Raw genomic sequence first — 25,099 nt, 5'->3', positions numbered from 1 at the left:
CATGGAGATACACGCCTACGAAAAACTCTGGCTCGCACTCGCACTCGTACTCATCGTCGGCTTCATTGGCACGATTACCTACGGCGCTGCCGGCGTGGGTATCGAGATGATCGACGACAAAGGTGGCACCGTCGACCCGGCAACGCTCGACGAACATCCGAAGTTCGGTGACCCCGGCGTCGAAAAGACGGGCGAAAATCAGTACGACGTGTACGTCGTCGCCCGACAGTTCGTCTTCGAACCCGGGACGACCGAACCCATCCGCGTCCCCGAAGGGAGTACTGTCACGTTCCACGTGACTGCATCGGACGTCATTCACGGCTTCGAGGTCGTGGGCACGAACGCGAACACGATGGCGATTCCCGGGCAAGTGGCCGAGTTCACCGTCGAGTTCGACGAGCCCGGTGAGTACGGTCTGCTTTGTAACGAATACTGTGGCTCCGGCCACCACGTGATGGAAGGAAAACTCGTCGTCATGGAACAGAGTGAATTCGACAGTTGGTACGAACAGCAACAACAGGAGGGGGAGAACTGATGGCGACCGCTTCTGGACAGAAACGAACGTTCGTCGATAGATATCCCGACGAGGCGGGCATCGTCAAAGCGAACTTCCTCGTCGCGTTCGTCGCACTCGGAATCGGGGCGTTCTTCGGACTCGTCCAGGCGCTCCACCGGACCGACATCCTGCGCATCATCGACTCTGCAGACTACTACACGATGCTGACGGGACACGGTGTCCTTCTGGCCATCGTGTTCACCATCTTCTTCCTCTGTGGCTTCTTCCATTGGGCCACCGCGAGGAGTTTGAAGCAACCAGCCGTGAGTACGCTGTACTCGTGGGCGTGGTTCGGTCTGATGACGACCGGGACGGTTCTCGCCACCATCGCGATTCTCGGTGGCTTCGTTCCCAACCTCGGCATCAGCGCAGACGTCCTGTTCACGTTCTACGCGCCCCTGCAAGCGCACCCGATATTCTACATCGGTCTGGCGATGTTCATCGTTGGAACGTGGCTCGCAGGCGCCGACTGGTTCCTCTCGTACCGTGAGTGGCGGCGAGACAACAAGGGCGAGCGCATCCCGCTGCAGACGTTCATGGTGCTGACCACCATGATTATGTGGTACGTCTCCACCATCGGCATCGCCGTCTCGGTGGTGTTCTTCCTCATCCCGTGGTCGCTCGGCCTCATCCCGAGCGTCAACCCGCTTCTCACGCGGACGCTGTTCTGGTACTTCGGACACCCGATCGTGTACTTCTGGCTCATGCCGGCGTACATGATGTGGTACACCATCCTCCCGAAACTCTCGGGTGGACGACTGTTCAGCGACCCACTCGCACGCGTCGTATTCCTGTTGTTCCTCCTGCTTTCGACCCCAGTCGGGATTCACCACCAGTACCTCGACCCGGGTATCGCAGAGGGCTTCAAGTTCATCGCGATGACGAACACGATGTTCCTGCTACTCCCGTCGCTGCTCACGGCGTTCACCGCCGTCGCCAGTATGGAACACGGCGCACGACAGCGCGGTGGAGAAGGCTATCTCCGCTGGCTCGGCGCACTCCCGTGGCGTGACCCTGCCTTCACCGGCATGGCGCTCGCTGGGATTCTGTTCGCCGCTGGTGGCTTCTCCGGCATGATCAACGCCGGGATGAACATCAACTACCTCATCCACAACACGCTGTGGGTTCCCGGTCACTTCCACCTCACCGTCGGGACTGCCGTCGCGTTGACGATGATGGCCGGGTCGTACTGGTTGGTCCCGCAACTCACCGGGACGAAACTCTACAGCCGACCGATTGGCCTCCTGCAGGTCATCATGTGGTTCATCGGCATGGTGTTCATGTCGAACGCGATGCACCGTGCTGGCCTCGCCGGCATTCCGCGCCGCACCGCAGAGCCACAGTACCAGAACTTCGACTTCGTGACGCCAATCGGGAGTATCTTCGAACTTCGCGTGCAGATTGCCCTCGGTGGGACGCTCCTGTTCCTGTCGGTGGTGCTGTTCCTGTTCAACATGCTCCTGACGTCGCTTGGAGAGGAGTCCGACCGCCCGGTCGACGAGTACCTTCCCGAACCGCTCTCGGGCCCCGAGGGTAGTCCGCGCGTCCTCGACAACCTCGGTCTGTGGACCGGTATCGCCGTCGTCCTCGTCATCCTCGCCTACACGCTCCCGGTGGCGAGCATCATCCAGAACGGTGGTGGCCTGTTCGGCGGCGGCCTTCCCGTTCCGGTCACTATCTCGGCAGGGCTCGACTTCGTGACGACGATGGTCACTGGGACGGTTAGCTCTCTGCTGGAGGTGGTCGCATGAGCCAGCAGCGTCGGCGAATGCGAATATGCCAGAACTGCGTTCTGGAGGTGGTCGCATGAAACTAACTAAGGCCCGAGCACTGGTCATCATCGCGTTCAGTATCCCAGTCGCCATCGAACTCCGGACCGTGGCAGGGTTCTTCAACATCGAACTCCCGCTGCTCGCAGTGGCAGTCATCGAGTTCCTGTTCCTCGGTCTGATGTTCGTCCTCTACGGGCTGTACGGCGAAGGGTCCGAGACGGCGTCGTAGGTCCGACCTCGACGCTTCGACACCCGTCTCGAATCGCTCGCGGACACCATTTTTCGACACCCGTCACGTCCCTGAATCGCCGATTCACCCCATAACGAACGCCCCAGAATTGGGGGCAGAACCTCGAAACGTTCCCGGCGATTGGGAACCAGTCTGCCTTTATATGCGATTCTGTGGCGTAGATGTGGTTGACCATGAGCAAGATTGACCTGATGAAGGCCGGCATCGGCCTCGCAGTCGTCATCGGCATCACCCTCACGGTAGTCGCTGGGTACGCACTCTTCGCGACCGTCGGTGGGGTGTCTGGACTGACTGTTGCGCCCGAACTGTTCGTCTCCATCCTGTTCGGTGGACTCCTCGTCGTATCCGCCGCGGCAGTCCGCAAGGCCGTTCCGAAGCCACGTACTCGCGTCTGAAGCGACGACCTCCGTTGCCTCCATTCTCTGGCAGATAGCACACGTGCTGTAGCCGTGCGGACGTACTAACAGACGACCCGACGAGAAGAGCCATAGCGACAGCACGCCAATAGTGTGACATGTACAACGCCGTCCTCGTCCCCACTGATGGGAGTGCCCGCTCCGTCGCTGCTGCCCGCCGTGCAATCGACCTCGCCGCCACCTACGACGCGACGCTTTACGTCCTGTCTGTCATCGACGCCAGTGACCTCGGGTTGTGGACGGCCGCCGACATCCCAGTCGAGCGGGTAGAAGCAAGTCTCCGAGACGCTGCCGAGGCGGCCATCGACGAAGTCACATCACTCGCAGCGGCGGCAGATGTTCGCTGTGAGACTGCCATTCGAATCGGTGTCCCGCATCGAGAGATTCTCGACTACACCGACGAAGTCGGTGCTGATATCGTCGTGATGGCGACACACGGCCGAACTGGCCTCGAACACGCGATTTTGGGGAGTACAACCGAGCGCATCGTCCGCCTCTCAGAGGTTCCAGTACTGACTGTCCACGAGTGATTATTCGATGGGGATCTGGCTCCCGCCGCCGCGGCTGTCACGGGTCGCAGATGGTCGCTCGTCGAGTTCGACGACGAGCGTCATCGGACCACCGTCGCGGAGGACGTCGACTGCGACTGGTTCACCGGGGCGAGTCTCGGTGATGAGATAGCGCATCAACTCCTCGTGGGTGCGCACCGGGTTGCCTTCGATTGCGACGATGACGTCGCCACCGACTGGAATCTCCCAGCCACGGAACTGCGTCTTCTCGGTGCATCCGCGAAGCACTTCGTCGCCAGTGTCTCCGGCCGACGAACCGACGATGAGGACGCCGCGAGGGGCGTCGAGGCCGTTCGCCTCGGCGATAGATGGCGTCACGTCGAGGGTGCGTGCCCGGAGGTACGAGTGCCGGTAGTGCCCATCGGTGACGAGGTCTGGGAGGATGCGACTCGCGATGACCGGAGAGACGGCGAAGCCGATGTTGTCGCCCTGTTTCGCACGGTTGACGCCGACGACTTCGTAGGCCGGGTCGTCGCTGTCGGCAGTGAGTCCGACGAGTGGCCCGCCAGAGTTCCCGGGGTTGATGGGAGCGTCCGTCTGGACGACGTCCGGGATTGCGAACCCGTTCGAGGTGGGGAGCGAGCGATTCGCACCGGAGACGATACCTGCGGATATCGAGCCATCGAGACCGAGTGGATTGCCGAGTGCAGCGACTGGACGGCCCGGTGATGGGTTTTGCGTCGCGAGTCGAAGTGCCGCGGCGTCGGCAGGCAAGTCGTCGACGGCGACGACAGCGAGGTCCGTGTACGCGTCTGACCCGACGACGTTGCCGACGCGCCACGACCCGTCTGCGAAACGGAGTTCGACGCGGCTGGAGTCGTTGCTGTCTGCGAGTCTGGAGACGTGTTCGTTCGTCACGAGATGCTGGTCGTCGTATACGAACGCACTCCCGGCACCGCCGGGTCGACGTTGCCCGCCGACGTAGACAGAGACGACCGACGGGATGACATCGCGGTACAGTCCTTCGAAATCGAGGTGGGTGGACATGATGGTGCGCCAGCGGGGCAGCACACGCCACTCCACCGTCGCTTACCTCGGGTTAGTGCCCAGCAGATTTGAGCATGTCGTGTGATGACACTTCGCGAGGATATCCCGTAGACAGGTCGGCATCGGACCCTCAATTTAATAACTTCTGTAGTAAATATCGAGACAGCAATGGTCACACTCGACGTACACGAGAACATGCAACGACTGGCCGACAGCGGCGTCGTCGCGGTGATGCGTGGGGCGGACGCCGACACCATCATCGACGTCGCCGACGCGCTGAACGAGGGGGGCGTCACCGCCTACGAGATTACGGCCGACAACCCCGACGCGATGGACCTCATCAGCGAAGTGTCGGCATCGTTCTCGGACCGCGAAGCAATCGTCGGTGCGGGAACGGTTCTCGACGCACCGACTGCCAACGCGGCCATCCAGTCCGGTGCAGAGTTCGTCGTCGGTCCGAACTTCGACGAAGGCGTCGTTGAGACGTGCAACCGCTACGGCACGCTCGTCGCACCGGGCATCATGACGCCGACGGAGGCCGTGAACGCCTTCGAAACAGGTGCCGACCTCGTGAAGGTCTTCCCGGCGTCGTCGCTCGGACCGGGCCACCTCAAGAGTATGAAGGGTCCGCTCCCGCAGATTCCGATGATGCCGACCGGCGGCGTCGGCCTCGACAACGCCGCGGACTACATCGAAGCAGGCGCTGTCGTCGTCGGCGCTGGTGGTGCGCTCATGGACGACGAAGCAATCGCCAACGGCGACTTCGACGTCATCACCGAGACGGCCCGCGAGTTCTCGCAGATTATCGACGACGCACGACAGGACTGACGCTCACGAACAGACGGCCTCCGAATCGACCGCTCACCGAATCGACCGGACACGTTCTCGGAACTGCGCGGGAACCATCTCTTCGAGCTTGTCTGGGTTCGATTCGCCGTTTGCTGAGACGAGATACGCCGCACCGTCTTCGACTCCATACGTGTGCTGGAAGTCGTAGACGAAGCCCCAACAGTCGGTGGTCTCGGGCACTTCGTCGCTCTCGACGAGGAATTCGACTTGTCGGACGACTGCATACTCGACCAGTCGGTTGACGGCCTCGCCTGCTGGCGTCTCCTCGCTGAAGATGCCCAACTCCCGCGCTTCTTCGACTAACGGAACGAGTCGTGAGATGGCCGCTTCGACGGCCACTGGGAGGTCTTTCATTCCGTCACCGACGACGGCTTCGTAGGCCGACGTGACTCCGCCGCACCCCGTGTGTCCGAGGATGATGACATCCGAGACGCCGAGTTCGGTGACAGCGTAGCCGACGACGTCGTTGACGACGAGTTCGCCGTCGATTTCGGTCCACGCCTGATTCGCGATGTTGACCGATTTGAAGAGTTTTCCCGCTTCGTCGGTGTTCCAGAGCGCTTCGACTGGCACGCGAGAGTCCGAGCACCCGACGGAGACGGCCGGTGGTTTTTGCACGTCTCGAACCCCCTCGAAGTGGTCTGCGTCGAGGTGTTCGACGTAGTATTCGTTTCCAGTCAGGAGCGACTCCAGTACCGAGTTCGACATTGCGCTGAACTATCGCTCATCAGTGGTAAATACCGGGGTCGGAACGAAGAATCACCACTGGAACGGACTGCCGACGAGAAAAGCGGTCCGTCGACTCAGTCGTCGGCCGCCATCGGTGGCGCCGTCGGCTTCTCCGTCTGTTCCGGTTCATCGGTCGTGTCGAGGCGGTCATACGTCTCGTCGGCCTCCCACGTGAGGTTCCCGTCGTACTCGAACGACGTGTCGTTCTGTGTCGGGTCGACGACGGTCAGCGAGAGCCAGCCGTTGTCCAGCAGTTCCGTGACCGCAGGGTTCTCGGCGAGGACAGTGGTCATCCGTTCGACCGGTGCGTGAATCACGACCGAGAGGCGCAGTGGTTGGTGTTGTGGGTCGTCGTCGGCCACCATGACCGACTGGAGCGGCAGTCCTGTCATCAGGTCGCCGCCGTTCCCCTGGTAGACGCCGACGTTTCCGACCGGGTTGTGCGTGATTTTCGACCCGCTGCCGAAGACCGCGTTGTCCACGGTCGAGAAGTAGTACTGCATGTTTATCCACTGGGTGACGACCATCGGTCCGCCCACGATGGCTGCCAGCGCCTCGCCCGATTCGTCGGCCTGCCAATCGTACGAGTGGAGGAACGAGCGGCCGTCGAGGTCGAGCCCCTCGGTGAGCGAACGGGGGCCGACGACGAAGCCTGCGTTGCCTGCGAGACCCCACTCGGGCCGCGTCTCGGCCCAGTCTGTGGCGCGGCGTTCGGTCTCACGAATTCCCGGTTCGGTGACGTCCATCGACTCGGTCCGTTCTGCGGCCGCACCGGCGCGGGCAGTTTCGAGGTCCGAACGAAGCTGTTCGATGTCGTCCTCGTGGCTCTCCGGGACGGGCGCGGTGAAGAGCGTCACTTCGTCAGTCGTGGTGTTGTGTTCGCCAGCGACGAAGACGGTGTCCGACGGGATGTCGAATCCACGGTCGTGGAGTGCGGACCTGACCTCGTCGTCGTTGCAGATGGCCGCGAGGACACGAGCACTCGGGCCACCGGCGTTGCCGGCACAGGCACCACAGTCGAGACTCGACTCGAACGGGTTGTTCGCGGTCTGACTGGCGTGGCCGACGAACGCGACGACGCGCGCGAACTCGTCCCATCCCATCAGTTCGAACGCGGTGGCGGCGTACTCGACTTTCTCCTCGGTGGACAGTCCGTGTGGCAGGTCTCCGTCGGCGTTCGGGTCGTAGTCGAGCGCTGGGTCACAGAACTCTGCGTGGGATGGAACCCGCTCGGAAACGGCGCTCAGGAAGTCGTTCACACGTGCCGGGAAGAGGGTCCGTGCGGTGAGTGCAACACCGTAGCCACTCCCAGCGCTCTCGACGAAGCTAAACACGGTCGAAGCGTTCGATTTGAGCGATTTGAGGACGTTCGTGGCAGCACTCGTGCTGTTCGCCCACGTGTCGTAGCGCTCGTGTTCGTGGTCACATCCTTCGGCCGGGGTGTCGGCGACGTAGTGTTGGGCATCGAGAATCGGCGGGCAGGCGTCGATTGTGACCCCGGAGTCGTACCCCTCGTAGCGCATCGGAATGCCGAAGAAGCCCGCGTAACCGAAGGTCTCGTACGCACCTGTCTTCTCGATGTGCCGGCGGATGACCTCCGAGCGCGTGTCGATACAGAAGACGAGTTGTGCGTCCGGGCGACCACCGTCTTCGAGAGCGATTGCTCTCTTACCTCCGGTCGCGGCCGTCGACTGGCGCTGTTCGGTAATCGCGTCGACGAGTTGGGAGCGATACGTAGCTTCCCACGCGTTCAACCAGAGTTCCGGAAGCGGAACGTCGTCGTCGGACTGTGGACTCTCTTCGGGACGTGTCGGTTCCGCTTCGGACGTGGACGGACCGAGTGGTGCATCGAAGAGGTCGGTGAGAACCAACCGAACGGCCAGATACTCCGTGAGCGTGATGGGGTACGTCGTCTGCCAGTCTCCACCGCTGGCGGCCCGCTGTTTGATGAACCCGGTCCACCCCGGAAGTCTGCTGAGGTGGAACTCGAAGAGGTCGGTCAACTGCTCCTGTGGATACGTCGACACGACCTGTTCGATAGCCTCGGTCGGGTCGTCTGGAAGGTCCGCAACTGCGTTCCGGTCCGGGAGCGACTGGTCGTGGCGCGCCACAGAACGAAACGCGGCGTAGAACCCACGTTCACGGTTCGGCATCGACCACGTCGCGTGGCCTTCGTCGAGGAAGGCAGCGAGCCACTTCGTCAGAACCGCGTCGACGGCGTCGTATGGACTCGATTCGTCGTCCTCGGGGGCCTGTACCTCCTCGGCTTCCATGTGTTCCAAGAGGGCCGATGGCTCTGCCTCGTATCCGTGTGCACGCAGTTCGGTCCGAAGCGTCTCCGGGTCGATTTGGCCCGTGTCGAGCGCTGCGCGGAACACGTCCGCGCTCGGGTAGCCGCGACCACCGAACAGTCGTTCGGCCTGTTGGACGGCCTCGTTGAACGGGCGGTCTTCGAAGCCACTGAGTGGATTCGCCGTCACGAAGGAGTGAAGCGGCCAGACCGACCCGACGCTCGTTGCAGCCTGTTCGATGGTGTTGCGAATGGTTTCGTTAGTGCTCATTGTACTCCTCTCTGGTTGTCACGATGGTTCCGGACGCAGGGCGCGTCGCGTTCACGAGTGTCACGTACAGGTGAGTGCTGCGGAGGTAGACTCCACTCTCGATGACGACGTACGCGAGGAGGAACGCCGCGGCGACGGCGAGGTGAACGGGTGTCAGTTCGGTGGGGACCGTGACGAGCGGAACCCCGACCAACGCGTGCTCGATGAACGTGTACACCGACGCGTACACGGCAATTGCTGGCAAGAACACCAGCGGAACCGCACCGTACCGAAGGAACGATGGCAGTTCTGTGTGCCGAACTGTCTCACGGGCGGCGTGCATCGTGGTCAGCACGACGAGTCCTGCGAGTAGCAGTCCGGTGTCGAACGCCAGTCCCTTCCCGGTGATGACGGCGAACACGACGCCACCTGCGAGTGCTGTCGCCACGGTCACGGCGACACCAGCAAGCCCCGAGGACCGAGTCAGGTCACGCTTTTTCCCGGGTGCCGTCTGTTCGACACTGCTCCCCGAGGAGAGGAACTGGTACGCTTTGTAGAATCCGTGCAAGATGAGGTGTGTAATCGCGGCACCGAAGAACCCGAGTCCAGCTTGCATGAACATGAACCCCATCTGTCCGACGGTCGAACAGCCGAGTTGACTCTTGACGTCTGTCTGGACGGTCTTCAGCAACTTCCCGAGGAGGGCACTCGTCGCGCCCACGACCACGATTGCCAGCATGAAGCCACCGTCGACGGTGACGACCGGTGCGAACCGGAGTAACAGAATTCCGCCTGCGTTGACGAACCCGGCGTGCATCAGTGCCGACGCGGGCGTCGGCGCGGTCATCGACGAGAGTAACCACGTGTGGAACGGGAGCAGTGCGGACTGAATCATCGCCGCCAGCAGGAGCATCGCGGCCGCGAACAGAATGGTCCCAGTGGGTGTGATATTCGCTGAGGCGACACCAGAAACCGTCGTCGCGCCGGTCTGCCACCACAACACCGCGAAGGAGACAGCCAGCAAGGCACTGCTTGCCGCGAAGGAGCGACGAGCGTGTGTGGCAGCCGTGCGCGCGTGTTGCCACGAGTCGACGTGACCGATGAGGTTGGCCATCACCAGACCCATCGTCAGCCATAGTGCCACGAACACGACGAGTGAATCTGCCGCGACGAGCGTCATCACGGCGAGCGTGAACGTGAACACGTTGCCGAAGAATCTGGTGAGCCCGCTATCTCCGGCCATGTAGCGCCGCGAAAAACTGTGGACGATTCCGCTGAAGAACGTCACGACGACCCACATCACGACAGTCAGACCGTCGACTGAGAACAGTCCGAGCAGCGACCAGCTCTCGGAACTCGAGAGCCGGAGCATGGCCACGACGAGACTCACGACCCAGAGGGACCACACGACTCGCGTGAGGGCGAGCGGGAGCCATGGCGACGCTGTTGCCGTCTTCGGAAGCGGTCCGACCCGGGGTAATCTCGTCTCGTCTGTCATCGTTTGTGAGCGATTGGCAGTCCGTCAGTCCACCGCTCGACGTGAGCGGCTCACCCACGGACTGTCCTCTTCACGACCATAGTACGAACGTATTCATTATTAAAATCTCCTATTCGAACAAACTGTTCTCAAAGAAGGGCATGAAAGAACATTATAGTATATGTTACCGAATGGCAGACTATCTGGCGCTCCCGTACAAAACACCCTTCTGAACCGGGTAAGCGCCGTTTCCACCGCAGTTCGTCTCCGAGAGCTATCTCCCTGTCTCGTCGCACGCTCTGTTCGAGTAGCGGGTATTTCCGAACGAACCGTTCTGTTTCGGACACAGGTGCGTGAGAAAAGACACCGGTGTTCGCTACGGTGTCGAGAGGCCAGTTACTCGGGTTCTTCGGACTGGCCGCTCGTGAATCCACCGAACGGCGTCGTCTTGTGGGTTCGAACGAGCACCTCGTCGGCGACGGTCAGTCCGAGGTCGAGTAGTTCCTGTGCGACCGGCGTGACGTCGTCGTCGTTTTTTCCGACGACTGTGACGAGGAGGTTCTTCTCGCCGGTGACCAGTTCCTGGACGGAGACGACACCGTTGATAGACAAGATGTCCTGTATCATCTTCCCGCGCTTGGGAATCGGTGCGGTGCAAAACAGGAGCATCTTGAACGGAAACCCCGAGTTCTGGTAGTCGATCGCGGCGTGGTAGCCTTTGATAACTTCCTTCTCTTCGAGGCGCTTGATGCGCTTTCGAACGGTGCTGTCGGACGTTCCAGACCGTTCTGCGATGTCACTCGACGACAGATTTCGCGCGTCTTCCTGCAGGGCGTGGAGAATCGCGCGGTCCACGTCGTCGATGCCGTGGTCAGCCATGTTTGTACGTCTCGAGGATGTGAGAAAGATATTGTGTTCCTCTGAGTTACTCAACGGGGGTCCGAGCATCGGAGCAACTGACCGAGACCGCGAGGGTGACTGCGACTCGCGGACACCTTCGAAGTGGTCGTTGGACACTCTGCGCCCAGAACGACTTTGGCCGCGAGCGTCGCAGCAACCGTATGTCTGGAATCGTCTTCTTCGCCACCCAACAGCACGACGCTGTCGTCGAGTTCTACACGAACCGTGTCGGCGCGGACGTGTGGCTCGAACAACCCGGGTGTACCATCCTCGACTTCGACGGCTTTCGGTTCGGCTTCTGTGACAGAGACTACACGGACGACTGCGGCATCCTCACGTTCGTCTACGAGTCGCGAACGGCCGTCGACGAGATGCACGATGCACTGAACGATGTCGCACGCGACGAACCGCACGAGAACGACACCTACCACATCTACCAGTTCTTCGCCGACGACCCCGACGGCCGCGCCGCCGAGTTTCAGATGTTCCTCGACTAACGCTCGTCCGCAGATTCGCCCTCGTCAGTATCGGCATCATCCTCGTCGGCTGCTGTCGAGGTTGGGTCACCCCAAATGAAGCCGTTACGTTCGTCGTCCTGCTCCTCGTCAGACTCGTCGCCGCCGGGAGACGTGTCGTCCCAGGAGGACTCTTCCTCCTCAGCGGTTGGTTCGTCGGGCACGTCGTTGGATGACGATTCACTACTGGTCTCGGCCTCGTCAGGCGCTGTTTCGGCTTCCCGACCCGATGGAGCCTCCGCTCTGGGTCCTACTTCCTCGAGCGATTCAGATGCGCTGTGACCGTCTTCCGCAGTTACGACGGCGTCTGCGACTCCTCTCTCGGCATCCGGTTCTGCGACATCGATGCCGAGTGCCGCTTGCCGGGCACGTCGTCGCTCTTCGCGCCGGTCGGCGAGCGCATCCCGGAGGCGGTCACTGAGTTCGGTCCGGAGGGTCGCGGCGTCGCCATCTTCGATGTCGACTGCTGCTGCGTCGCCGCCGACGATGGAGAGACTTCCAGCGGTGTCAGCCGTGACGGTCGAGACCCGCCAGCGACGCTGGAAGATGGTCCGCGTCTCGATAGCCGTCTGGATGCGGTAATACGGGACGAATCGCATCTCACGCTTCCAGAAGCCGTTTCGCGTCACGAAGTGGTTCTCCGTGAGCGCGTACCCGCGATGACGCCACTGGTAGACGCCAGCCACGGCGGCGACGGGGACGAGCACCAGCGGGCTGTACCACGGAATTCCACCGAAGACGACGTTCACACCGTACAGCGCACCGACGAGCGCACCGGTTGCCAGCAGATATCGGATGACGTACCGTCGACGAATCCGTCGCGGCGGGCGTTCGAACGCCGGTTCGGCGACGCCTTCTATCTCTTCGACGAGGGCGCGAACGCGGTCACGCTTCGCGAGTGGAATCGCGGCCTCCGACCCGCGACGTGCTCGGTTCCCTCCGCCCCCATTCTCTGCACCGGGTGTGTAGCCCGCCGTCTCGACGAGGAGCGTCGCGTAGCCGAATCGGCGCTTCAGAGGATTGTCCTCGATGGTGAGCGTCTGGAGTTTGTCGATCGGTATCGACCCGGTGTAGTGCTGGATGAGACCACGCTCGTACTGGAGCTCGTCGCCGACGCGAGTCAACCGGAAGCCGTAGTAGTTCACCACCGCCGAGGCGAAGCCAGCGACCCACGAGATGACGGCGACGAGGAGGGCGAGCATCACGAGACCGACGACGCCTGCAGCGATTCCCCGTGTGGGGACGGGAACGTCGACGAAGGAGGCGACGACAGGGAAGATACTCGTTCCGAACAGGAAGATGATGCCGGGCAAGCGGAGGTCGAACGAGAGTACACCGACGATACTGAGTTCGCGAGGAGTCAACTCGAACAGGACTTCGCGGTCCGGCTCGGGGGCGTCCGGTGCCGTGTCGCCGCGCTTCAGTCGAGCGACTTCCTTCTGGATGCGGAGTGCCTCTTCGTAGGTGACGAAACGGAGACTCCCTTCGGTTCCACCGCCACCGGCGGTTTCGAGGTCGACGGCCGCGAGCCCGACGAGTCGCTGGGCGACGTTTCGGGAGATATCGACGTTCTGGATGCGTCGGTACGGAATCTCGCGGTTGCGACGCGAGAAGACGCCCGACCGAATGTCGAGGGTATCCGTGGTGAGTTCGTACTCGAACCGCTGGAAGTAGGCGAATTCGTATCCTGCGATGGCGAGCACCGCGAATCCGACGAGTGCAACTGCCCCGAGGCCACCGAGGAATCCACCGAACGCGGTGCCACCCGTGAACGCGATGAACACGAGCGCGAAGACGATGCTGACGCTTCGCTGGGCCGCCCGGTACGGGACCGAGAGGGGCGAGAGATGTGTCATACCGCGTCGTCGCCTTCGGCGCGGATTGCGAGTCGTTTCAACCGGTCTTGGAGGTCTTCTGCGCCGTCGGGGGTCAGCCCGGGTATCGACACGTCGGCACCGCGCGAGCCAGCAGTGTACACGATGGTGGACGCCAGTCCAATGAGTCGTTCGAGCGGGCCACGCGCCGAGTCGACGTGTTGAACGCGAACGTACGGGACGACGGTGTACACTTTGGTGAGGACGCCGCGCTGGAGGTACAACGAGTCGTCACGAATCTCGTATCCCCACGCTTGGTAGCGGAGTAGTGCGTAGCCGACGCCGACGACGAGTAACACGAAGCTAATCGCCACCGGGAGGTACACCGGAATCGGGAGTGAGGTGTACAACATCGCCGCGGCTGCCACACCCCCGGCGACGAGTGCGAAGATGACTGCTCGAGCGACCCAGAGAAGACGAATACGAGGGTGGAGGCGATTCATGGGAACCCCTCCGCGGGCGTAAGCATTCTATAGTTCAGGGGTGGCCGTGAGGAGATAAATATCTGTGGCCAGAAACAGCCTCCCGTGTCGAAGTGAGGCGTCGATTACGCTCGGGTCGCCCGCTCTTTCTCAGTTGAGGAGGAGACCGGCGTCGAGGAGCAGCAAGACGGCGACGAGCGCGGCGCCGAGGTAGAACGGCGCGGCGTTCTCTGCTGGCGTCCGGACCTTCTTTTCGACGAGTCCGTCCTTCGCCCTGCTCCGTCCGATTTCGACGAGCGCCGTCAGGACCAACCAGAGTACGAGCATCGCGAGCACGAGGTGGCCACGACCCGACCCGAAGAGGCTCCCGACCGTGTAGCGCGTGCCAGCGAGGTGACCACCGGTGACGAACATGAGGAGCGCAGCGATGCGCGACCCCATCGTGAGGCGGGAGATGATAGATTCGAACGCGGTGGCGCGGATGTTTCCTGCGCGAGCGGTCGGCAGGACGGCGAGTCCGAAGAATAGGACGCTCCCCGTCCAGAGTCCGCCGACGACCAGGTGGACCGTTGCCATCACAGTGTCGATGAGTGCCATGTCAGTGGCGTTCGTTCATCGATGCTTGAAGGTTTCACCTTCGGCCGAGAAACAGTCCTCGACGCATCGACGACCCTCACCGAAGTATCGTCGGCGGTTCCGCAGTCACGTCTATCTCCTTCGCGTAGTGGACGAGTGGTTCGCCGTCGGGGTGGTCGAACCCACACGCGTCGAACAGTGTGTTGGCCCGAATCTCCACGTCGACGTCCTGAATCGGCCACGGGTCGTGGTCGATGACACCGACGACGATTGGCCACTCGTCGGTGTAGAAGCGGTAGTTCTCGACGAGGAACTCGGTGAGTGACCCCGACTCGGGCGAGCTGGGTTCTCCGAGGGGGCGATAGGTCGCATCGAAGTGCGCCGCAGGTGCGTCTCTGGACGCTGGACGGTAACTCTGGAACTCGATCGCATCGTCTCGGGAGTGAACGGCCATCGTCGCGTGATGGTAGGGCAGTCGATAGCCCATGCGGGCGGCCAACACGCCGAGTGTATCGGCCGCTTCGAGGGTGAAGAAGTAGACACCTCTCTCGCCGCCGTCAGAAGGTTCCACGTAGGTTCGGAGGTTCACTTCGGGAAACGACAGACCGAGCGGTGCCCCTCGTGGACGGATGTCCACCATGTCGAACGCGACGACACCGAGCCACGCCGTTCCGTCGTAAGTGGCTACGGAGAGTCGGTCTGGAAGGTGGGGGCGGACGACAGCAGGGTCCACCGGCCAGTGGGCGAACACCGTCTCTCGCCACCGCATCGACAGGAGGTCCATAGTACAGGTAGGAACTGGCGACGTGAGTCGATTTCGGCGGTCGTGCCGAGTTTCGACCGTACCCGCCGAAACGACCACTTTGTTGGCCGTCTATCAGGTACACATGGTCGAAAATGCCAGCGGTACATTCGACATCGGCGGCGAGGTGACTGTCCACCGACTCGGATTCGGAGCGATGCGTCTCACCGGCGAGAACATCATCGGAGAACCCGACGACGTCGACAACGCGAAGAAGGTCCTCCACGAGTCCATCGCACACGGTGTCGACTTCATCGACACGGCAGACTCGTACGGCCCGGCGGTCTCTGAGCGCCTCATCGGTGAGGCGCTCGCGCCGTACCCAGACAATCTCGTCGTCGCGACGAAAGGTGGCCTCCTTCGAAACACCGACGGCGACTGGAAACCGAACGGCGACCCAGATTATCTCCGGAACGCAGTTCTCGGGAGTCTCGACCGTCTCCGCGTCGACAGCATCGACCTCTACCAACTCCACCGACCGGACCCCCACGTTCCCTTCGAGGACTCCGTTCACGCACTCGCAGAGATGAAAGACGAAGGGCTGATTCGACAGGTGGGTCTGTCGAACGTCTCGGTCGAGAAACTCGACGAGGCGCGCGATATCGTCGACATCGCCACGGTGCAGAATCGATACAACATCGCACACCGCGAGGACGAGGGCGTGCTCGCCGCCTGCGAAGGCTACGGAATCGGCTACATCCCGTGGTTCCCACTCGGTGCTGGTGACCTCGGCGACAAGGCGGACGCCGTCTCTGCGGTGGCGGCGAAACACGACAGTACGCCCCAGCAAATCGCTCTCGCGTGGTTGCTCCACCGGTCTGACGTGATGTTGCCCATCCCCGGAACGTCGAGCGTGACGCACCTTCGGGACAACATCGCCGCATCGCACATCGGCCTCGACGACGAAGACATGACCCGCCTCGACGAGTGACCATGGAGTTCACCGTCGTACAGGGTGACATCGCCACCCAATCGGCAGACGCACTGGTGAACGCCGCAGGAACGAGTCTCCGCATGGGGTCCGGCGTCGCTGGCGCACTTCGTCGCCGCGGTGGGCCCGAGTTGAACGAGGCCGCGATAGCGAAGGGTCCAATCGACCTCGGTGACGTCGCCGTCACCGACGCGTTCGCCCTCGACGCCGACTACGTGATTCACGCCGCCGCGATGCCACACTACGGCGATGGCAGAGCGACCGACGCGAGCATCCGTGACGCGACGCAAAATGCACTTCAGGCTGCTGACGACCTCGGTTGCGAGTCGCTTGTCCTTCCTGCACTGGGGTGTGGTGTCGCTGGCTTCGCCCTCGAAGACGGCGCTCGACTCATCGCCGAGGAGATTCGCGAGTTCGACCCTGTCGCACTCCACGACGTTCGGTTCATCGCCTACAGCGACGACGAGTTCGCCGTCCTCTCTCGTGTCGCGAGCGAGGACGAATAGACGGACGGGTCGCTGTGAGACAGTTCGACACCGACTCAGAGACACCCGCGAGGTGCCCCGTCTGTTCGACCCCGTACGATTCCGTGTCGGTTCACGACCGGGGCCTCCTCGTCAACTTGCTCGACAACGCCCGCTACCGACGCGTCTGCTTCGAACCGGTCGAACGTGACGGTCGGCCACACGTTCGGTTCTTCCACCACACGCACGAGCAGGTCGGTGCTGACGAGTCAACGCGGCCTGTCTCTCCTCCTAACTCCACGGACGCTCGGTGAACTCCCCGGCCTCGATTTCACGTTCGATTTCGCGGAGCGTCGCGTCGTCGACACTCACTAGATGACACAGTGGGTGTCCCGGTGCCGCGACCGGATTCTGGAGGACGCCGACGACGAGGCCCGTGAAGGGTGCCGCGACACGTTTCTCGCGCGTCTTGAAGTGGTCAGAGATAGTGCAGATGGTGTCGCCTTCGTGGACGAGTGGGACCTCACCGTACTGCATCTCGACGAGGCCACCGACGTCTGCCCGAAGCCACGTCTTGTCCGTTGCCGAGTCGATGATGCGGGTCCATCCCGGCCAACTCACTGGCACGTCTGGCAGAACGCCGTACTCTGCGAGTACGCTCTCGACGCCGTCGAGGGCACGGTCGACCAGTGCTGGTTGGAATCGGTGCGCGCGACCCATCTCGACGGTAATCGTCGGAATGCCGTCGTTCGTGGCGACGGTCCGGAGCGAACTGGATTCGGCCTCTCCCGAGAGGATGAGATTGGCACCGAACGCACGAGCGAGGCGCGCGACTTCGGGTCGGGACATGTCCGCGCGGACGTGATACATCGTCGTTCGGTTGCGCGTCGACGTGTGGAAGTCGATGCCGATGTCGCACGGTTCGACGAACCGCCGGTATATCTGGTTCGCCATGCGCTCTGCGGTGTTGGCGCCGTCGCGCCCCGGGAACGACCGATTGAGGTCGAGGTCGTAGATGGGAATGTAGCGTTGTTGGGCGAGATAGCCGGGGACGTTCGCTACGTGGACACAGACGAGCGTGCCGTGAATCTCTGAGGGGTCGTACCGACCTGCGACCTCTTGCATCACTTTCACGCCGTTGAGTTCGTCACCGTGGAGTGCCGCGTTCATGAACACCGACGGGCCGGCGTGTTCCCCGTTGATAATCGTGACGGGAATTTCGACTGGGTCGCCGAGATAGGTCTCGCTAATCTCGTATCGGAGGTGCCGAACTTCGCCCGGCGGGACCTCCGAATCGTAGCGAAACGGTTTGGGCTCCATGGACGGGCTATCGGCAGGGACAGGTAAGAAGGTTGACTGGCGAGCGAGTGCGTGTCCACCGCTGACAGTTGGTGCCTCAAAAGATGGCAGTTGAACCCACAAAATGGAGGGAATACACGACAGCGCCCCCAAAATCCGAACAGGAGACGTCGATGACCCGGTGGGTTAATAAGGCTCTCGGCGAAGTGTCACGTTAATGGCGCGCGACCGGTCCGCGATGGAGTCAGCCGAACTAACGGCGGTGCTTGACGCGCTCGACGACGCGGACGCACGAGCCATCATCAGAGGACTCGAAGAACCTATGACGGCAAGTGAAATATCTGAGACGTGTGACATCCCGCTTTCGACCACGTACCGGAAGTTGGACTTACTCACCGAGGCAGCGCTCCTCGCGGAAGGGACGCAGATTCGGGCCGACGGTCATCACGCGACCACCTACGAGGTGGCATTCGACGAAGTGAGAATTGCGCTCGACGAGGAACGATATTTCGACGTGTCCGTCGGTCGGCCCGAACGGACGCCCGAAGAACGGATTGCAGATATCTGGACGCAGGTCCGGAGGGAAACGTAACATGGGACACCTCACCGCGTCGCCGACGATTACGACGTTCATCATCGTCGTCAAGACGGGCATTCTCGTCCTCGGCGGCCTCATCACCTACTTCAGCTACAAGGCGTACAGACGAACTCGGTCACAGGCACTCCGAGCGTTGGCAATCGGCTTTGGGATCGTCACCTCGGGTGCACTCCTCGCCGGCGCGTTCGACGTCCTGCTCGAAGTCGACCTCGCGACGGGCGTTCTCATCGATGCGATACTGACGCTCGTCGGATTCGCGGTCATCACCTACTCACTCTACGTCGAGTAGCAGTCGCCGCACGTCCACACGCCGAGCGTTTCTGTTCTCTGCGTTTCTCGATGTTCTCTACTTTCCTCGACCCAATAGTGTGGCGTGGTACCACAGTTTATATTGTCTAAATTGTGCAAAACCGTTATTAGGTCTCGGACGATATGAGTAGGTATGTCCGACGACGAACTGAACGAAATCCGCCAGAAAAAGCGTGACCAGCTCGAATCCAAGATTCGCGGCGACGGAAGTGGAACTGCCGAAGAAGTAGCAGCCACGCCGGCAGAGCCAATCTACGTGAACGGCGCTTCGGAGCTGAACGACACCGTCTCGAAGTACGACGTCGTCCTCGTCGACTTCTATGCAGATTGGTGTGGTCCGTGCAAGATGCTCGAACCAACCGTCGAGAAACTCGCCGAGAACACCGACGCGGCGATGGTGAAAGTCGACGTGGACAAGAATCAGCAACTCGCCGCCCAGTATCAGGTTCGCGGCGTTCCGACGATGATTCTCTTCGCGGACGGCGAACCCGCAGAGCAAATCGTCGGTGTCCGTGGCTACGACGACCTCGAGGGCCTCATCGACGCACACCTCGCCTAAGCAGTCCACCACTCCCCTGACAGGCCGACGCCCGACCGACGACAGGCACCCCACCATCACCACACCCGGTCGACGAGCGGCCACGTCAGCAACGGTTTGGCGACCACCTCCCATGCAGGTCGCCACCTCCTCGATTTTTCCATCACCATGCGGGCGGCGAACCACGCCGCCTCCTCTCCCACCACTCACACGACCACACCCGGTCGTGTCCGCTCTCATCCGAGTACGTATTCGAGTACAGGATAGCGCTCGACGAGCGGAACGCCTCCGACCCGGAACCGTTCGATGAACGGGTCGAGGCCAAGAACACGACCTGCGCCGAACGCAGCAATCGTGAGGAGGACAACCATGTAGGTGAGGTTGACAGCGCCGTTTTCGACGTTCCAGTTCCCGAGGTAGAACAGGAACATCATCGCCGCGCCCCAGAACGCCGCCAGCCGGGTCAACACGCCGAAGACGAGTCCGAGACCGATGAACAACTCACCCCACGGGACGGCGACGTTGACGAACTGGACGAACAGGTCGTTTCCCCCCAGTGCAGTGAACAGGTCGGCGGCGGGACTCCCGTGTAACAGAGCGGAGTACAAGAGATACGCCCGCGCGTCGAAGCCAGTAGCGATGTTCTCGACGCCTGCGATGGCGAATGTGATTCCCATAATGACTCTGAGCGCGAAGACGAACCACACACTGAGCGGGTGTGCTTCCGCGTGAACCGTCACCCCCGCGACGGTGCTCTCGAAATCGTTCGTAGCCATACTCATGCACCTCTAGTCGAGTAGACGCTCGGAAATCCGATATACCAGAGACGTAGTTCCCGGAACTGTGGAATCATGATATATCAGTTGCGTGTCGGCGAGGTCGGTTTATGTCACTCTCCGTCGAAGTTCTCCTATGCAACTCGTCGCCGAACCCATCGATATCGGGACTCGGTCGCCGACCGTCATTCTCAACGAAGCAGATGCGGCCGAACTCGGCGTCCACGCGCTCGAACGCGTCCAACTTCGCCACGACAATCGAACGACGATTGGCATCGTGGAGCTGACCGACGAACTCGTCTCGGAGGGGACACTCGGCGTGACGCGCCGACTCGGCCACATCGAAGGCAGCATCGACGTGTCGGTCGCGCCACAGCCGAAATCCGTCTACTACATCCGCAAGAAACTCAACGACATCGAACTCGAGCGCCACGAACTCGCCCGTATCGTCCACGACATCTACGAAGAGCGACTGGCCGACATCGAACTCGGTGCGTACGTCTCTGCGACGTACACGAACGGCCTCTCGATGGAAGAGACGCTGCACCTCACGGAGTGTATGGCCGACGTCGGTGAGTCGATCACGTGGGACGAGCCGATAATCGCCGACAAGCACTCTATCGGCGGTGTCGCCGGCAACCGTGTCACGCCGATTCTCGTCCCCATCGTCGCCGCCGCGGGACTGAAGATTCCAAAGACGTCCTCACGAGCGGTCACCTCCGCCGCAGGCACTGCAGACACGATGGAAGTCCTCTGCGACGTGGAGTTCTCTGTCGAAGAGATTCGTGACATCGTCGGCGAGACTGGCGGGTGTCTCGTCTGGGGTGGCGCAGTGAACTTATCGCCGGTCGACGACCGAATCATCCGGGCCGAGACGCCGCTTTCTATCGACCCACGCGGGCAACTCATCGCCTCGGTCCTCTCGAAGAAGAAGAGCGCCGGGTCGACACACGTCGTCGTCGACATCCCGTACGGCGAGGGAGCGAAAGTAGAAAGCCTCCCAGAGGCACGCGAACTCGCCGAGGATTTCGGGAGAGTCGGGTCCCACCTCGGGATGTCTCTCGAGTGTGCAATCACCAACGGGGGCGCACCGGTCGGCAGGGGCGTTGGCCCGATTTTGGAGGCCCGTGAGGTCCTCGCGACGCTCGCTGGTGGGGGACCGAACGACCTTCGAGTGAAGGCGATTCGTCTCGCAGACCTCCTCTTCGAGTCTGCCGGTGTCGACGCCGACGCCGCCGAGATACTCGACTCTGGGGCCGCCCGCGAGACGTTCCGAGAGATTATCGTGGCACAGAACGGCGACCCGGACGTCGAGGCTGCGGACCTCGTTCCCGGGCGTCACACCCACACTGTCCGCGCCGACCGAGACGGCGTGGTCACACACATCAACAACCGCCTCGTGAACGAGATTGCGAGACGCGCAGGCGCACCGAGAGACCCCGCCGCAGGAATCGAACTCCATCACCGCGTCGGCGACGTGGCGGCTACCGGTGAATCACTCTACACGATTCACGCGGAATCACCGGACAAACTGGCCGACGCCGTCGACCTCGTGGGTCGCGTCGAGATGGTTCGTGTCCGTCACCCAGACGAGGCCATCGTCGACCGGATGTGAGACGGACCGACCGACGCGTTTCGACACCACCCCACTGCAGCGACCTTTTTTCATTCGAACAACCTAATTGAGGGTATGGACGAGCGCGTACACCCCGAGGTGCGGCGCATCGCGGACGAAATCGACACGATGGAGATCCGCGGGGCGGCGACCATCGCGGACGCAGTCGCCCGTGCCCTCCGGACACAGGCCCAAGAGAGCGATGCCACTGACCCGGAGACGTTTCGGGGTGAACTTCGGGCCGCGGCCCGGACGCTCTACGAGACCCGACCGACCGCTGTGAGCCTCCCCAACGCACTTCGGTACGTGCTCCGTGGGATGTCGAGTACGACCGTCGAGGGACTCCGGCAGAACGTCGTCGATTCGGCGGACGAGTTCTGCGCTCGCCTCGAACGCGCACAGTCAGACCTCGGGCAGGTCGGTGCGAATCGCCTCCGCGACGGCGACGTCATCATGACACACTGCCACTCGACGGACGCGCTCGCGTGTGTCGAAGCGGCGGTCGAACAGGGAAAACACATCGAGGCCATCGTCAAAGAGACGCGCCCGCGGAATCAGGGCCACATCACTGCGCGAGAACTTCACGAGATGGGCGTCCCCGTCACGCTCATCGTCGATTCGGCGGCCCGACGGTACCTCAACGACGTCGACCACGTGTTGGTCGGTGCGGACGCCGTCGCGGCCGACGGGAGCGTCATCAACAAGATTGGCACGAGTGGTCTCGCGGTCAACGCCCGCGACAGAGGCACGCCAATCATGGTCGCTGCGCAGACGCTCAAACTCCACCCGGGGACGATGACGGGCCACACCGTCGATATCGAGATGCGCGACACTGAGGAGATAATCGACGACGAGACGCTCGCAGAACTCGGCAATCCGACGGTGAAGAATCCGGCGTTCGACGTGACGCCGCCTCGCTACGTCGACGCAATCGTCACGGAACGGGGGCAGTTCCCGCCCGAGAGCATCGTCATCTTGATGCGTGAACTGTTCGGCGAAGGGACGACCGAACCGTGGGTCGAACCCTGAGAACTGAGCTGAATTCTATCTAACTTATCGCGGCGTCTCGGTGCCCCACTTGTCGAGGGCGACGGCGAGTTCGGGCGTCTCTTCTGCAGCTTCTGAAATCGGTCGCCCGTCGACGTAGGCGTCGATGGCCGCTCGAAGCGCGACTGCACCGGCGCGGGTGCCGTCAGGGTGGCCGTGGATACCGCCACCGAGTTGGACACAGACGTTCGTTCCCGTCGCGTCGAGGAGGTCTGGAAGCAGACCGGGGTGGAGGCCGCCAGATGCGACCGGAAGCACGTCGTTCATCCCGTAGAGGTCGCTGCGCATCCACTCGTTGATACCGACAGTGTCCTCGTTGGCGAGTTTACCGAGACCTGCAGTCCCGGTGTGGAGCTGGTCGACACCGCAGAGGCGGGACACCTGTGCGAGGACGCGCATGGAGACACCGTGACTCGGCAGCCGGTCGAATGCGGCGTGCATGGCGCGGTGGGCGTGAATCGCGATACCGTGTTTTTCGGTCCGCTCACGGACGGTCTGGAGGCCTGCCCACCCAGCGGTGATGATGTCGACCATGACGTACTCGCCACCCTGTGCGGCCACCTCGTCCACACGGTCCAGCATCGTCTGGGTGTCGGCGGTCACGTTGATGAGGTACGACTTCGTCTCGCCCGTCTCGTCCTGTGCGTCGTCACGGAGCGACAGCGACTCGGTGAGGCGGTCGGAGAAGGGGTTGAACGCCTGGTCGGTGAGGTTCTCGTCGTCCTTCAGGAGGTCGACGCCGCCGACCCACGCGTCGTAGCCGACTTGCGCGTGGGCCGCCGTCGAGAGCCCGACTTTCGGCTTGGGGACCGTCGCCGTGATGGGGCGGTCGCTGACGCCGAATATCTCTTCTCTGACGGACGACCCGTAGAGGGGGCCGGGGTACGACGAGACGACGGACTCGGGCCACTCGCAGTCCACGAGTCGAATCGTGTCGACCGCTTTCATCCCCATGATGTTGCCGGCGATGCAGGAGAGGACCTGTGGCATGTTGCCGGGTTCGAACAGACCGGCGGGGTACGCGACTTTAATGATATCGCCGTCGATGGAGAACGCCGTCGCGCCCATGTCGGTGAAGTCTTCACCGGTCTGGAGCGCGGCCCACGTTCCGTTGGAGGACTCGGAGGCCACACGACTCGCGGCCGCCTCGGGCGACATTCCGGTCGCGGGGTCGATTCGGAAGGTGCAGACGAGTTCCTCGTCGGACGGTTCGTAGTCGAGAGCGAGGAAGTCCTCGTATGTGATGCCCATAGCTTCGTCTACGGCCCCGCGAAGCTTAAAACGTCATCCCGATGGGACTTTCAGGGGCGGGGACGTATCAGTATGGCTTTGCAGGTGGCTACGACTCGGTGACAGGATGCGACGTCACAGCACGACGAACGTCGGGAGGTACAGACCGATACAGACGAGCGCCGACGGGCGATCGATTCCTTCACGCCAGTAGAGCAGCGCTAACACGAGCAACGAGACGACGAGCATGTAGACTCCCGACAGCGTCACCGACGCGAGGTCGGAGACGACGACGTCGGCCACTAACGCACCGATGCCGAGCGAGAAGACGGGGTCGGTGATGTTACTGCCGAGAATCGACCCGACCGAGATACCGCCGTGACCCTCCTTGGCGGCGATGCCGGCGACGACGATCTCCGGGGCAGTCGTCCCGAGACCGGTGAACAACCCGACGACGTACTCGGAGACGCCGACCAGTCGAGCGAGGGCGATGCCGTTCGTCACCATCACCTGTCCACCGATGACGACCAAGAGGAGGCCGAGTGCGACCCGTGGGACGCTTCGCTCTGGTGGTCGTTCTTCGACGACCTCTTTGGCGATTTCGGCGCCTCCCTCGTTCGTGTAGAGGATGTAGATGAAGTTCACGTACGCGAGCATCATCAGAAACCCCTCCGAACGCTGTATGATTCCGTCTTCGAGCGTCAAGAGCATGATAATCATCGCGAGCGTCATCGCCCCGCCGTAGACCATCACCTCGCGTCGCTTCGCCACGATAGGGGCGATGAGTGCGACGATGCCGATTGCGAGGGTAATCTGTGAGGTTTCGGACCCGACGATGTTCCCGACGACGATGTCACCAGCGCCGTAGTACGCCGCGTAGATGGAAGTCGTCATCTCCGGAATCGACGTGCCGATGGAGATGAGCGTCACGCCGATGAAGAACTGCGAGACGCCGTAGAACCGTGCGACTTCGGCCGCGGCGGTCACTGCTCGGTTGGCTCCGAAGACGAGAGCGGCGAGACCAGTGATGAACAGTGTGGCCTCGACTATCATCTCGT

General features: G+C 62.1%; 28 protein-coding genes. 15 read left to right on the top strand and 13 right to left on the bottom strand.

Features of this window, described 5'->3' with window-relative positions; genetic code table 11:
• Position 1 precedes the first annotated feature (1 nt).
• The 5 genes from GJR98_RS13475 (at position 2) to GJR98_RS13455 (ending at position 3,524) form a co-directional block, all read left to right on the top strand.
• Entirely contained in the window at positions 2–535 is a 534-nt protein-coding gene (locus tag GJR98_RS13475; protein ID WP_151139164.1) for a cytochrome c oxidase subunit II, read from the top strand.
• Entirely contained in the window at positions 535–2,307 is a 1,773-nt protein-coding gene (locus GJR98_RS13470; RefSeq protein ID WP_151139163.1) for a b(o/a)3-type cytochrome-c oxidase subunit 1, read from the top strand. The genes GJR98_RS13475 and GJR98_RS13470 overlap by 1 nt, the downstream gene beginning before the upstream one ends.
• Before the next feature lie 55 nt (positions 2,308–2,362).
• Positions 2,363–2,557 carry a CbaC protein gene (locus GJR98_RS13465; protein WP_151139162.1) on the top strand — a complete coding sequence of 65 codons (195 nt, stop codon included), beginning with the start codon at positions 2,363–2,365 and terminating at the stop codon, positions 2,555–2,557.
• Between the two features lie 194 nt (positions 2,558–2,751).
• The gene (locus GJR98_RS13460) at positions 2,752–2,973 is read left to right on the top strand and encodes a hypothetical protein (protein WP_151139161.1); all 222 of its coding nucleotides are present in this window, start codon (positions 2,752–2,754) and stop codon (positions 2,971–2,973) included.
• 119 nt (positions 2,974–3,092) lie between these two features.
• Positions 3,093–3,524: a universal stress protein gene (locus GJR98_RS13455; RefSeq protein WP_151139160.1), complete on the top strand. Its 432-nt coding sequence runs from the start codon at positions 3,093–3,095 to the stop codon at positions 3,522–3,524.
• Here the strand turns inward: GJR98_RS13455 and GJR98_RS13450 are convergent, their stop codons facing one another.
• The gene (locus GJR98_RS13450; protein ID WP_151139456.1) at positions 3,525–4,550 is read right to left on the bottom strand and encodes a S1C family serine protease; all 1,026 of its coding nucleotides are present in this window, start codon (positions 4,548–4,550) and stop codon (positions 3,525–3,527) included.
• 168 nt (positions 4,551–4,718) lie between these two features.
• Here GJR98_RS13450 and GJR98_RS13445 point away from each other — a divergent pair, with 168 nt between their 5' ends.
• Complete coding sequence (locus tag GJR98_RS13445) at positions 4,719–5,378, top strand: bifunctional 4-hydroxy-2-oxoglutarate aldolase/2-dehydro-3-deoxy-phosphogluconate aldolase (RefSeq protein ID WP_151139159.1); 660 nt, start codon at positions 4,719–4,721, stop codon at positions 5,376–5,378.
• A gap of 33 nt (positions 5,379–5,411) precedes the next feature.
• On the opposite strand, the gene GJR98_RS13440 is transcribed toward GJR98_RS13445, so the two are convergent.
• From GJR98_RS13440 to GJR98_RS13425, 4 genes are all read right to left on the bottom strand, one after another.
• Positions 5,412–6,107: a carbonic anhydrase gene (locus GJR98_RS13440; RefSeq protein WP_151139158.1), complete on the bottom strand. Its 696-nt coding sequence runs from the start codon at positions 6,105–6,107 to the stop codon at positions 5,412–5,414.
• Between the two features lie 95 nt (positions 6,108–6,202).
• On the bottom strand, positions 6,203–8,689 hold the full coding sequence (locus GJR98_RS13435; RefSeq protein WP_151139157.1) for a DUF2309 domain-containing protein: 2,487 nt from the start codon (positions 8,687–8,689) through the stop codon (positions 6,203–6,205).
• Positions 8,679–10,166 (bottom strand): proton-conducting transporter transmembrane domain-containing protein, encoded by a 1,488-nt coding sequence (locus GJR98_RS13430; protein ID WP_151139156.1) that lies wholly within the window; start codon positions 10,164–10,166, stop codon positions 8,679–8,681. Before GJR98_RS13430 ends, GJR98_RS13435 begins: the two co-directional genes overlap by 11 nt.
• Before the next feature lie 375 nt (positions 10,167–10,541).
• Positions 10,542–11,024: an Lrp/AsnC family transcriptional regulator gene (locus GJR98_RS13425; protein WP_151139155.1), complete on the bottom strand. Its 483-nt coding sequence runs from the start codon at positions 11,022–11,024 to the stop codon at positions 10,542–10,544.
• Between the two features lie 182 nt (positions 11,025–11,206).
• On the opposite strand from GJR98_RS13425, the gene GJR98_RS13420 reads away from it, so the two are divergent.
• The gene (locus GJR98_RS13420; protein ID WP_151139154.1) at positions 11,207–11,542 is read left to right on the top strand and encodes a VOC family protein; all 336 of its coding nucleotides are present in this window, start codon (positions 11,207–11,209) and stop codon (positions 11,540–11,542) included.
• On the opposite strand, the gene GJR98_RS13415 is transcribed toward GJR98_RS13420, so the two are convergent.
• From GJR98_RS13415 to GJR98_RS13400, 4 genes are all read right to left on the bottom strand, one after another.
• Entirely contained in the window at positions 11,539–13,416 is a 1,878-nt protein-coding gene (locus GJR98_RS13415) for a PH domain-containing protein (protein ID WP_151139153.1), read from the bottom strand. The two genes, GJR98_RS13420 and GJR98_RS13415, sit on opposite strands and share 4 nt — an antisense overlap.
• Positions 13,413–13,877 carry a PH domain-containing protein gene (locus tag GJR98_RS13410; protein WP_151139152.1) on the bottom strand — a complete coding sequence of 155 codons (465 nt, stop codon included), beginning with the start codon at positions 13,875–13,877 and terminating at the stop codon, positions 13,413–13,415. Before GJR98_RS13410 ends, GJR98_RS13415 begins: the two co-directional genes overlap by 4 nt.
• Positions 13,878–14,006: 129 nt before the next feature.
• Complete coding sequence (locus GJR98_RS13405) at positions 14,007–14,453, bottom strand: transporter (RefSeq protein ID WP_151139151.1); 447 nt, start codon at positions 14,451–14,453, stop codon at positions 14,007–14,009.
• A 76-nt stretch (positions 14,454–14,529) separates the two neighbouring features.
• Positions 14,530–15,216, bottom strand: coding sequence for a YqjF family protein (locus GJR98_RS13400; protein WP_151139150.1), 687 nt, complete (start codon positions 15,214–15,216; stop codon positions 14,530–14,532).
• A 103-nt stretch (positions 15,217–15,319) separates the two neighbouring features.
• On the opposite strand from GJR98_RS13400, the gene GJR98_RS13395 reads away from it, so the two are divergent.
• The 3 genes from GJR98_RS13395 to GJR98_RS13385 are packed head-to-tail and all read left to right on the top strand — an operon-like array spanning position 15,320 to position 16,943.
• Positions 15,320–16,165 (top strand): aldo/keto reductase, encoded by an 846-nt coding sequence (locus GJR98_RS13395; RefSeq protein ID WP_151139149.1) that lies wholly within the window; start codon positions 15,320–15,322, stop codon positions 16,163–16,165.
• A gap of 2 nt (positions 16,166–16,167) precedes the next feature.
• On the top strand, positions 16,168–16,671 hold the full coding sequence (locus tag GJR98_RS13390) for a macro domain-containing protein (protein ID WP_151139148.1): 504 nt from the start codon (positions 16,168–16,170) through the stop codon (positions 16,669–16,671).
• Positions 16,668–16,943 carry a hypothetical protein gene (locus GJR98_RS13385; protein WP_225316421.1) on the top strand — a complete coding sequence of 92 codons (276 nt, stop codon included), beginning with the start codon at positions 16,668–16,670 and terminating at the stop codon, positions 16,941–16,943. The genes GJR98_RS13390 and GJR98_RS13385 overlap by 4 nt, the downstream gene beginning before the upstream one ends.
• Here the strand turns inward: GJR98_RS13385 and GJR98_RS13380 are convergent.
• Complete coding sequence (locus GJR98_RS13380) at positions 16,921–17,949, bottom strand: succinylglutamate desuccinylase/aspartoacylase family protein (protein WP_151139146.1); 1,029 nt, start codon at positions 17,947–17,949, stop codon at positions 16,921–16,923. The two genes, GJR98_RS13385 and GJR98_RS13380, sit on opposite strands and share 23 nt — an antisense overlap.
• Positions 17,950–18,145: 196 nt before the next feature.
• On the opposite strand from GJR98_RS13380, the gene GJR98_RS13375 reads away from it, so the two are divergent.
• The 3 genes from GJR98_RS13375 (at position 18,146) to trxA (ending at position 19,394) form a co-directional block, all read left to right on the top strand.
• Positions 18,146–18,520, top strand: coding sequence for a winged helix-turn-helix domain-containing protein (locus GJR98_RS13375; protein WP_151139145.1), 375 nt, complete (start codon positions 18,146–18,148; stop codon positions 18,518–18,520).
• Between the two features lies 1 nt (position 18,521).
• Positions 18,522–18,815 carry a DUF7521 family protein gene (locus GJR98_RS13370; protein ID WP_151139144.1) on the top strand — a complete coding sequence of 98 codons (294 nt, stop codon included), beginning with the start codon at positions 18,522–18,524 and terminating at the stop codon, positions 18,813–18,815.
• A gap of 153 nt (positions 18,816–18,968) precedes the next feature.
• The gene (trxA, locus tag GJR98_RS13365) at positions 18,969–19,394 is read left to right on the top strand and encodes a thioredoxin (protein WP_151139143.1); all 426 of its coding nucleotides are present in this window, start codon (positions 18,969–18,971) and stop codon (positions 19,392–19,394) included.
• Positions 19,395–19,609: 215 nt separating this feature from the next.
• Here trxA and GJR98_RS13360 read toward each other — a convergent pair whose 3' ends face one another.
• Positions 19,610–20,155 carry a DoxX family protein gene (locus GJR98_RS13360; protein WP_394349870.1) on the bottom strand — a complete coding sequence of 182 codons (546 nt, stop codon included), beginning with the start codon at positions 20,153–20,155 and terminating at the stop codon, positions 19,610–19,612.
• A 130-nt stretch (positions 20,156–20,285) separates the two neighbouring features.
• On the opposite strand from GJR98_RS13360, the gene GJR98_RS13355 reads away from it, so the two are divergent.
• Both GJR98_RS13355 and GJR98_RS13350 read left to right on the top strand, forming a co-directional pair.
• Positions 20,286–21,764 carry an AMP phosphorylase gene (locus tag GJR98_RS13355; RefSeq protein WP_151139141.1) on the top strand — a complete coding sequence of 493 codons (1,479 nt, stop codon included), beginning with the start codon at positions 20,286–20,288 and terminating at the stop codon, positions 21,762–21,764.
• A 75-nt stretch (positions 21,765–21,839) separates the two neighbouring features.
• Complete coding sequence (locus GJR98_RS13350) at positions 21,840–22,793, top strand: ribose 1,5-bisphosphate isomerase (protein ID WP_151139140.1); 954 nt, start codon at positions 21,840–21,842, stop codon at positions 22,791–22,793.
• A 24-nt stretch (positions 22,794–22,817) separates the two neighbouring features.
• On the opposite strand, the gene rbcL is transcribed toward GJR98_RS13350, so the two are convergent.
• Entirely contained in the window at positions 22,818–24,062 is a 1,245-nt protein-coding gene (gene rbcL, locus GJR98_RS13345; RefSeq protein WP_151139139.1) for a type III ribulose-bisphosphate carboxylase, read from the bottom strand.
• Positions 24,063–24,176: 114 nt separating this feature from the next.
• Complete coding sequence (locus GJR98_RS13340) at positions 24,177–25,094, bottom strand: sodium:calcium antiporter (protein WP_151139138.1); 918 nt, start codon at positions 25,092–25,094, stop codon at positions 24,177–24,179.
• Between the last annotated feature and the right edge of the window lie 5 nt (positions 25,095–25,099).

It is taken from the genome of Haloferax marinisediminis, assembly GCF_009674585.1.
Lineage (GTDB): Archaea > Halobacteriota > Halobacteria > Halobacteriales > Haloferacaceae > Haloferax > Haloferax marinisediminis.
The sequence above is the reverse complement of the archived record's forward strand: the minus strand, read 5'-3'. Positions and strand labels throughout refer to the sequence as shown.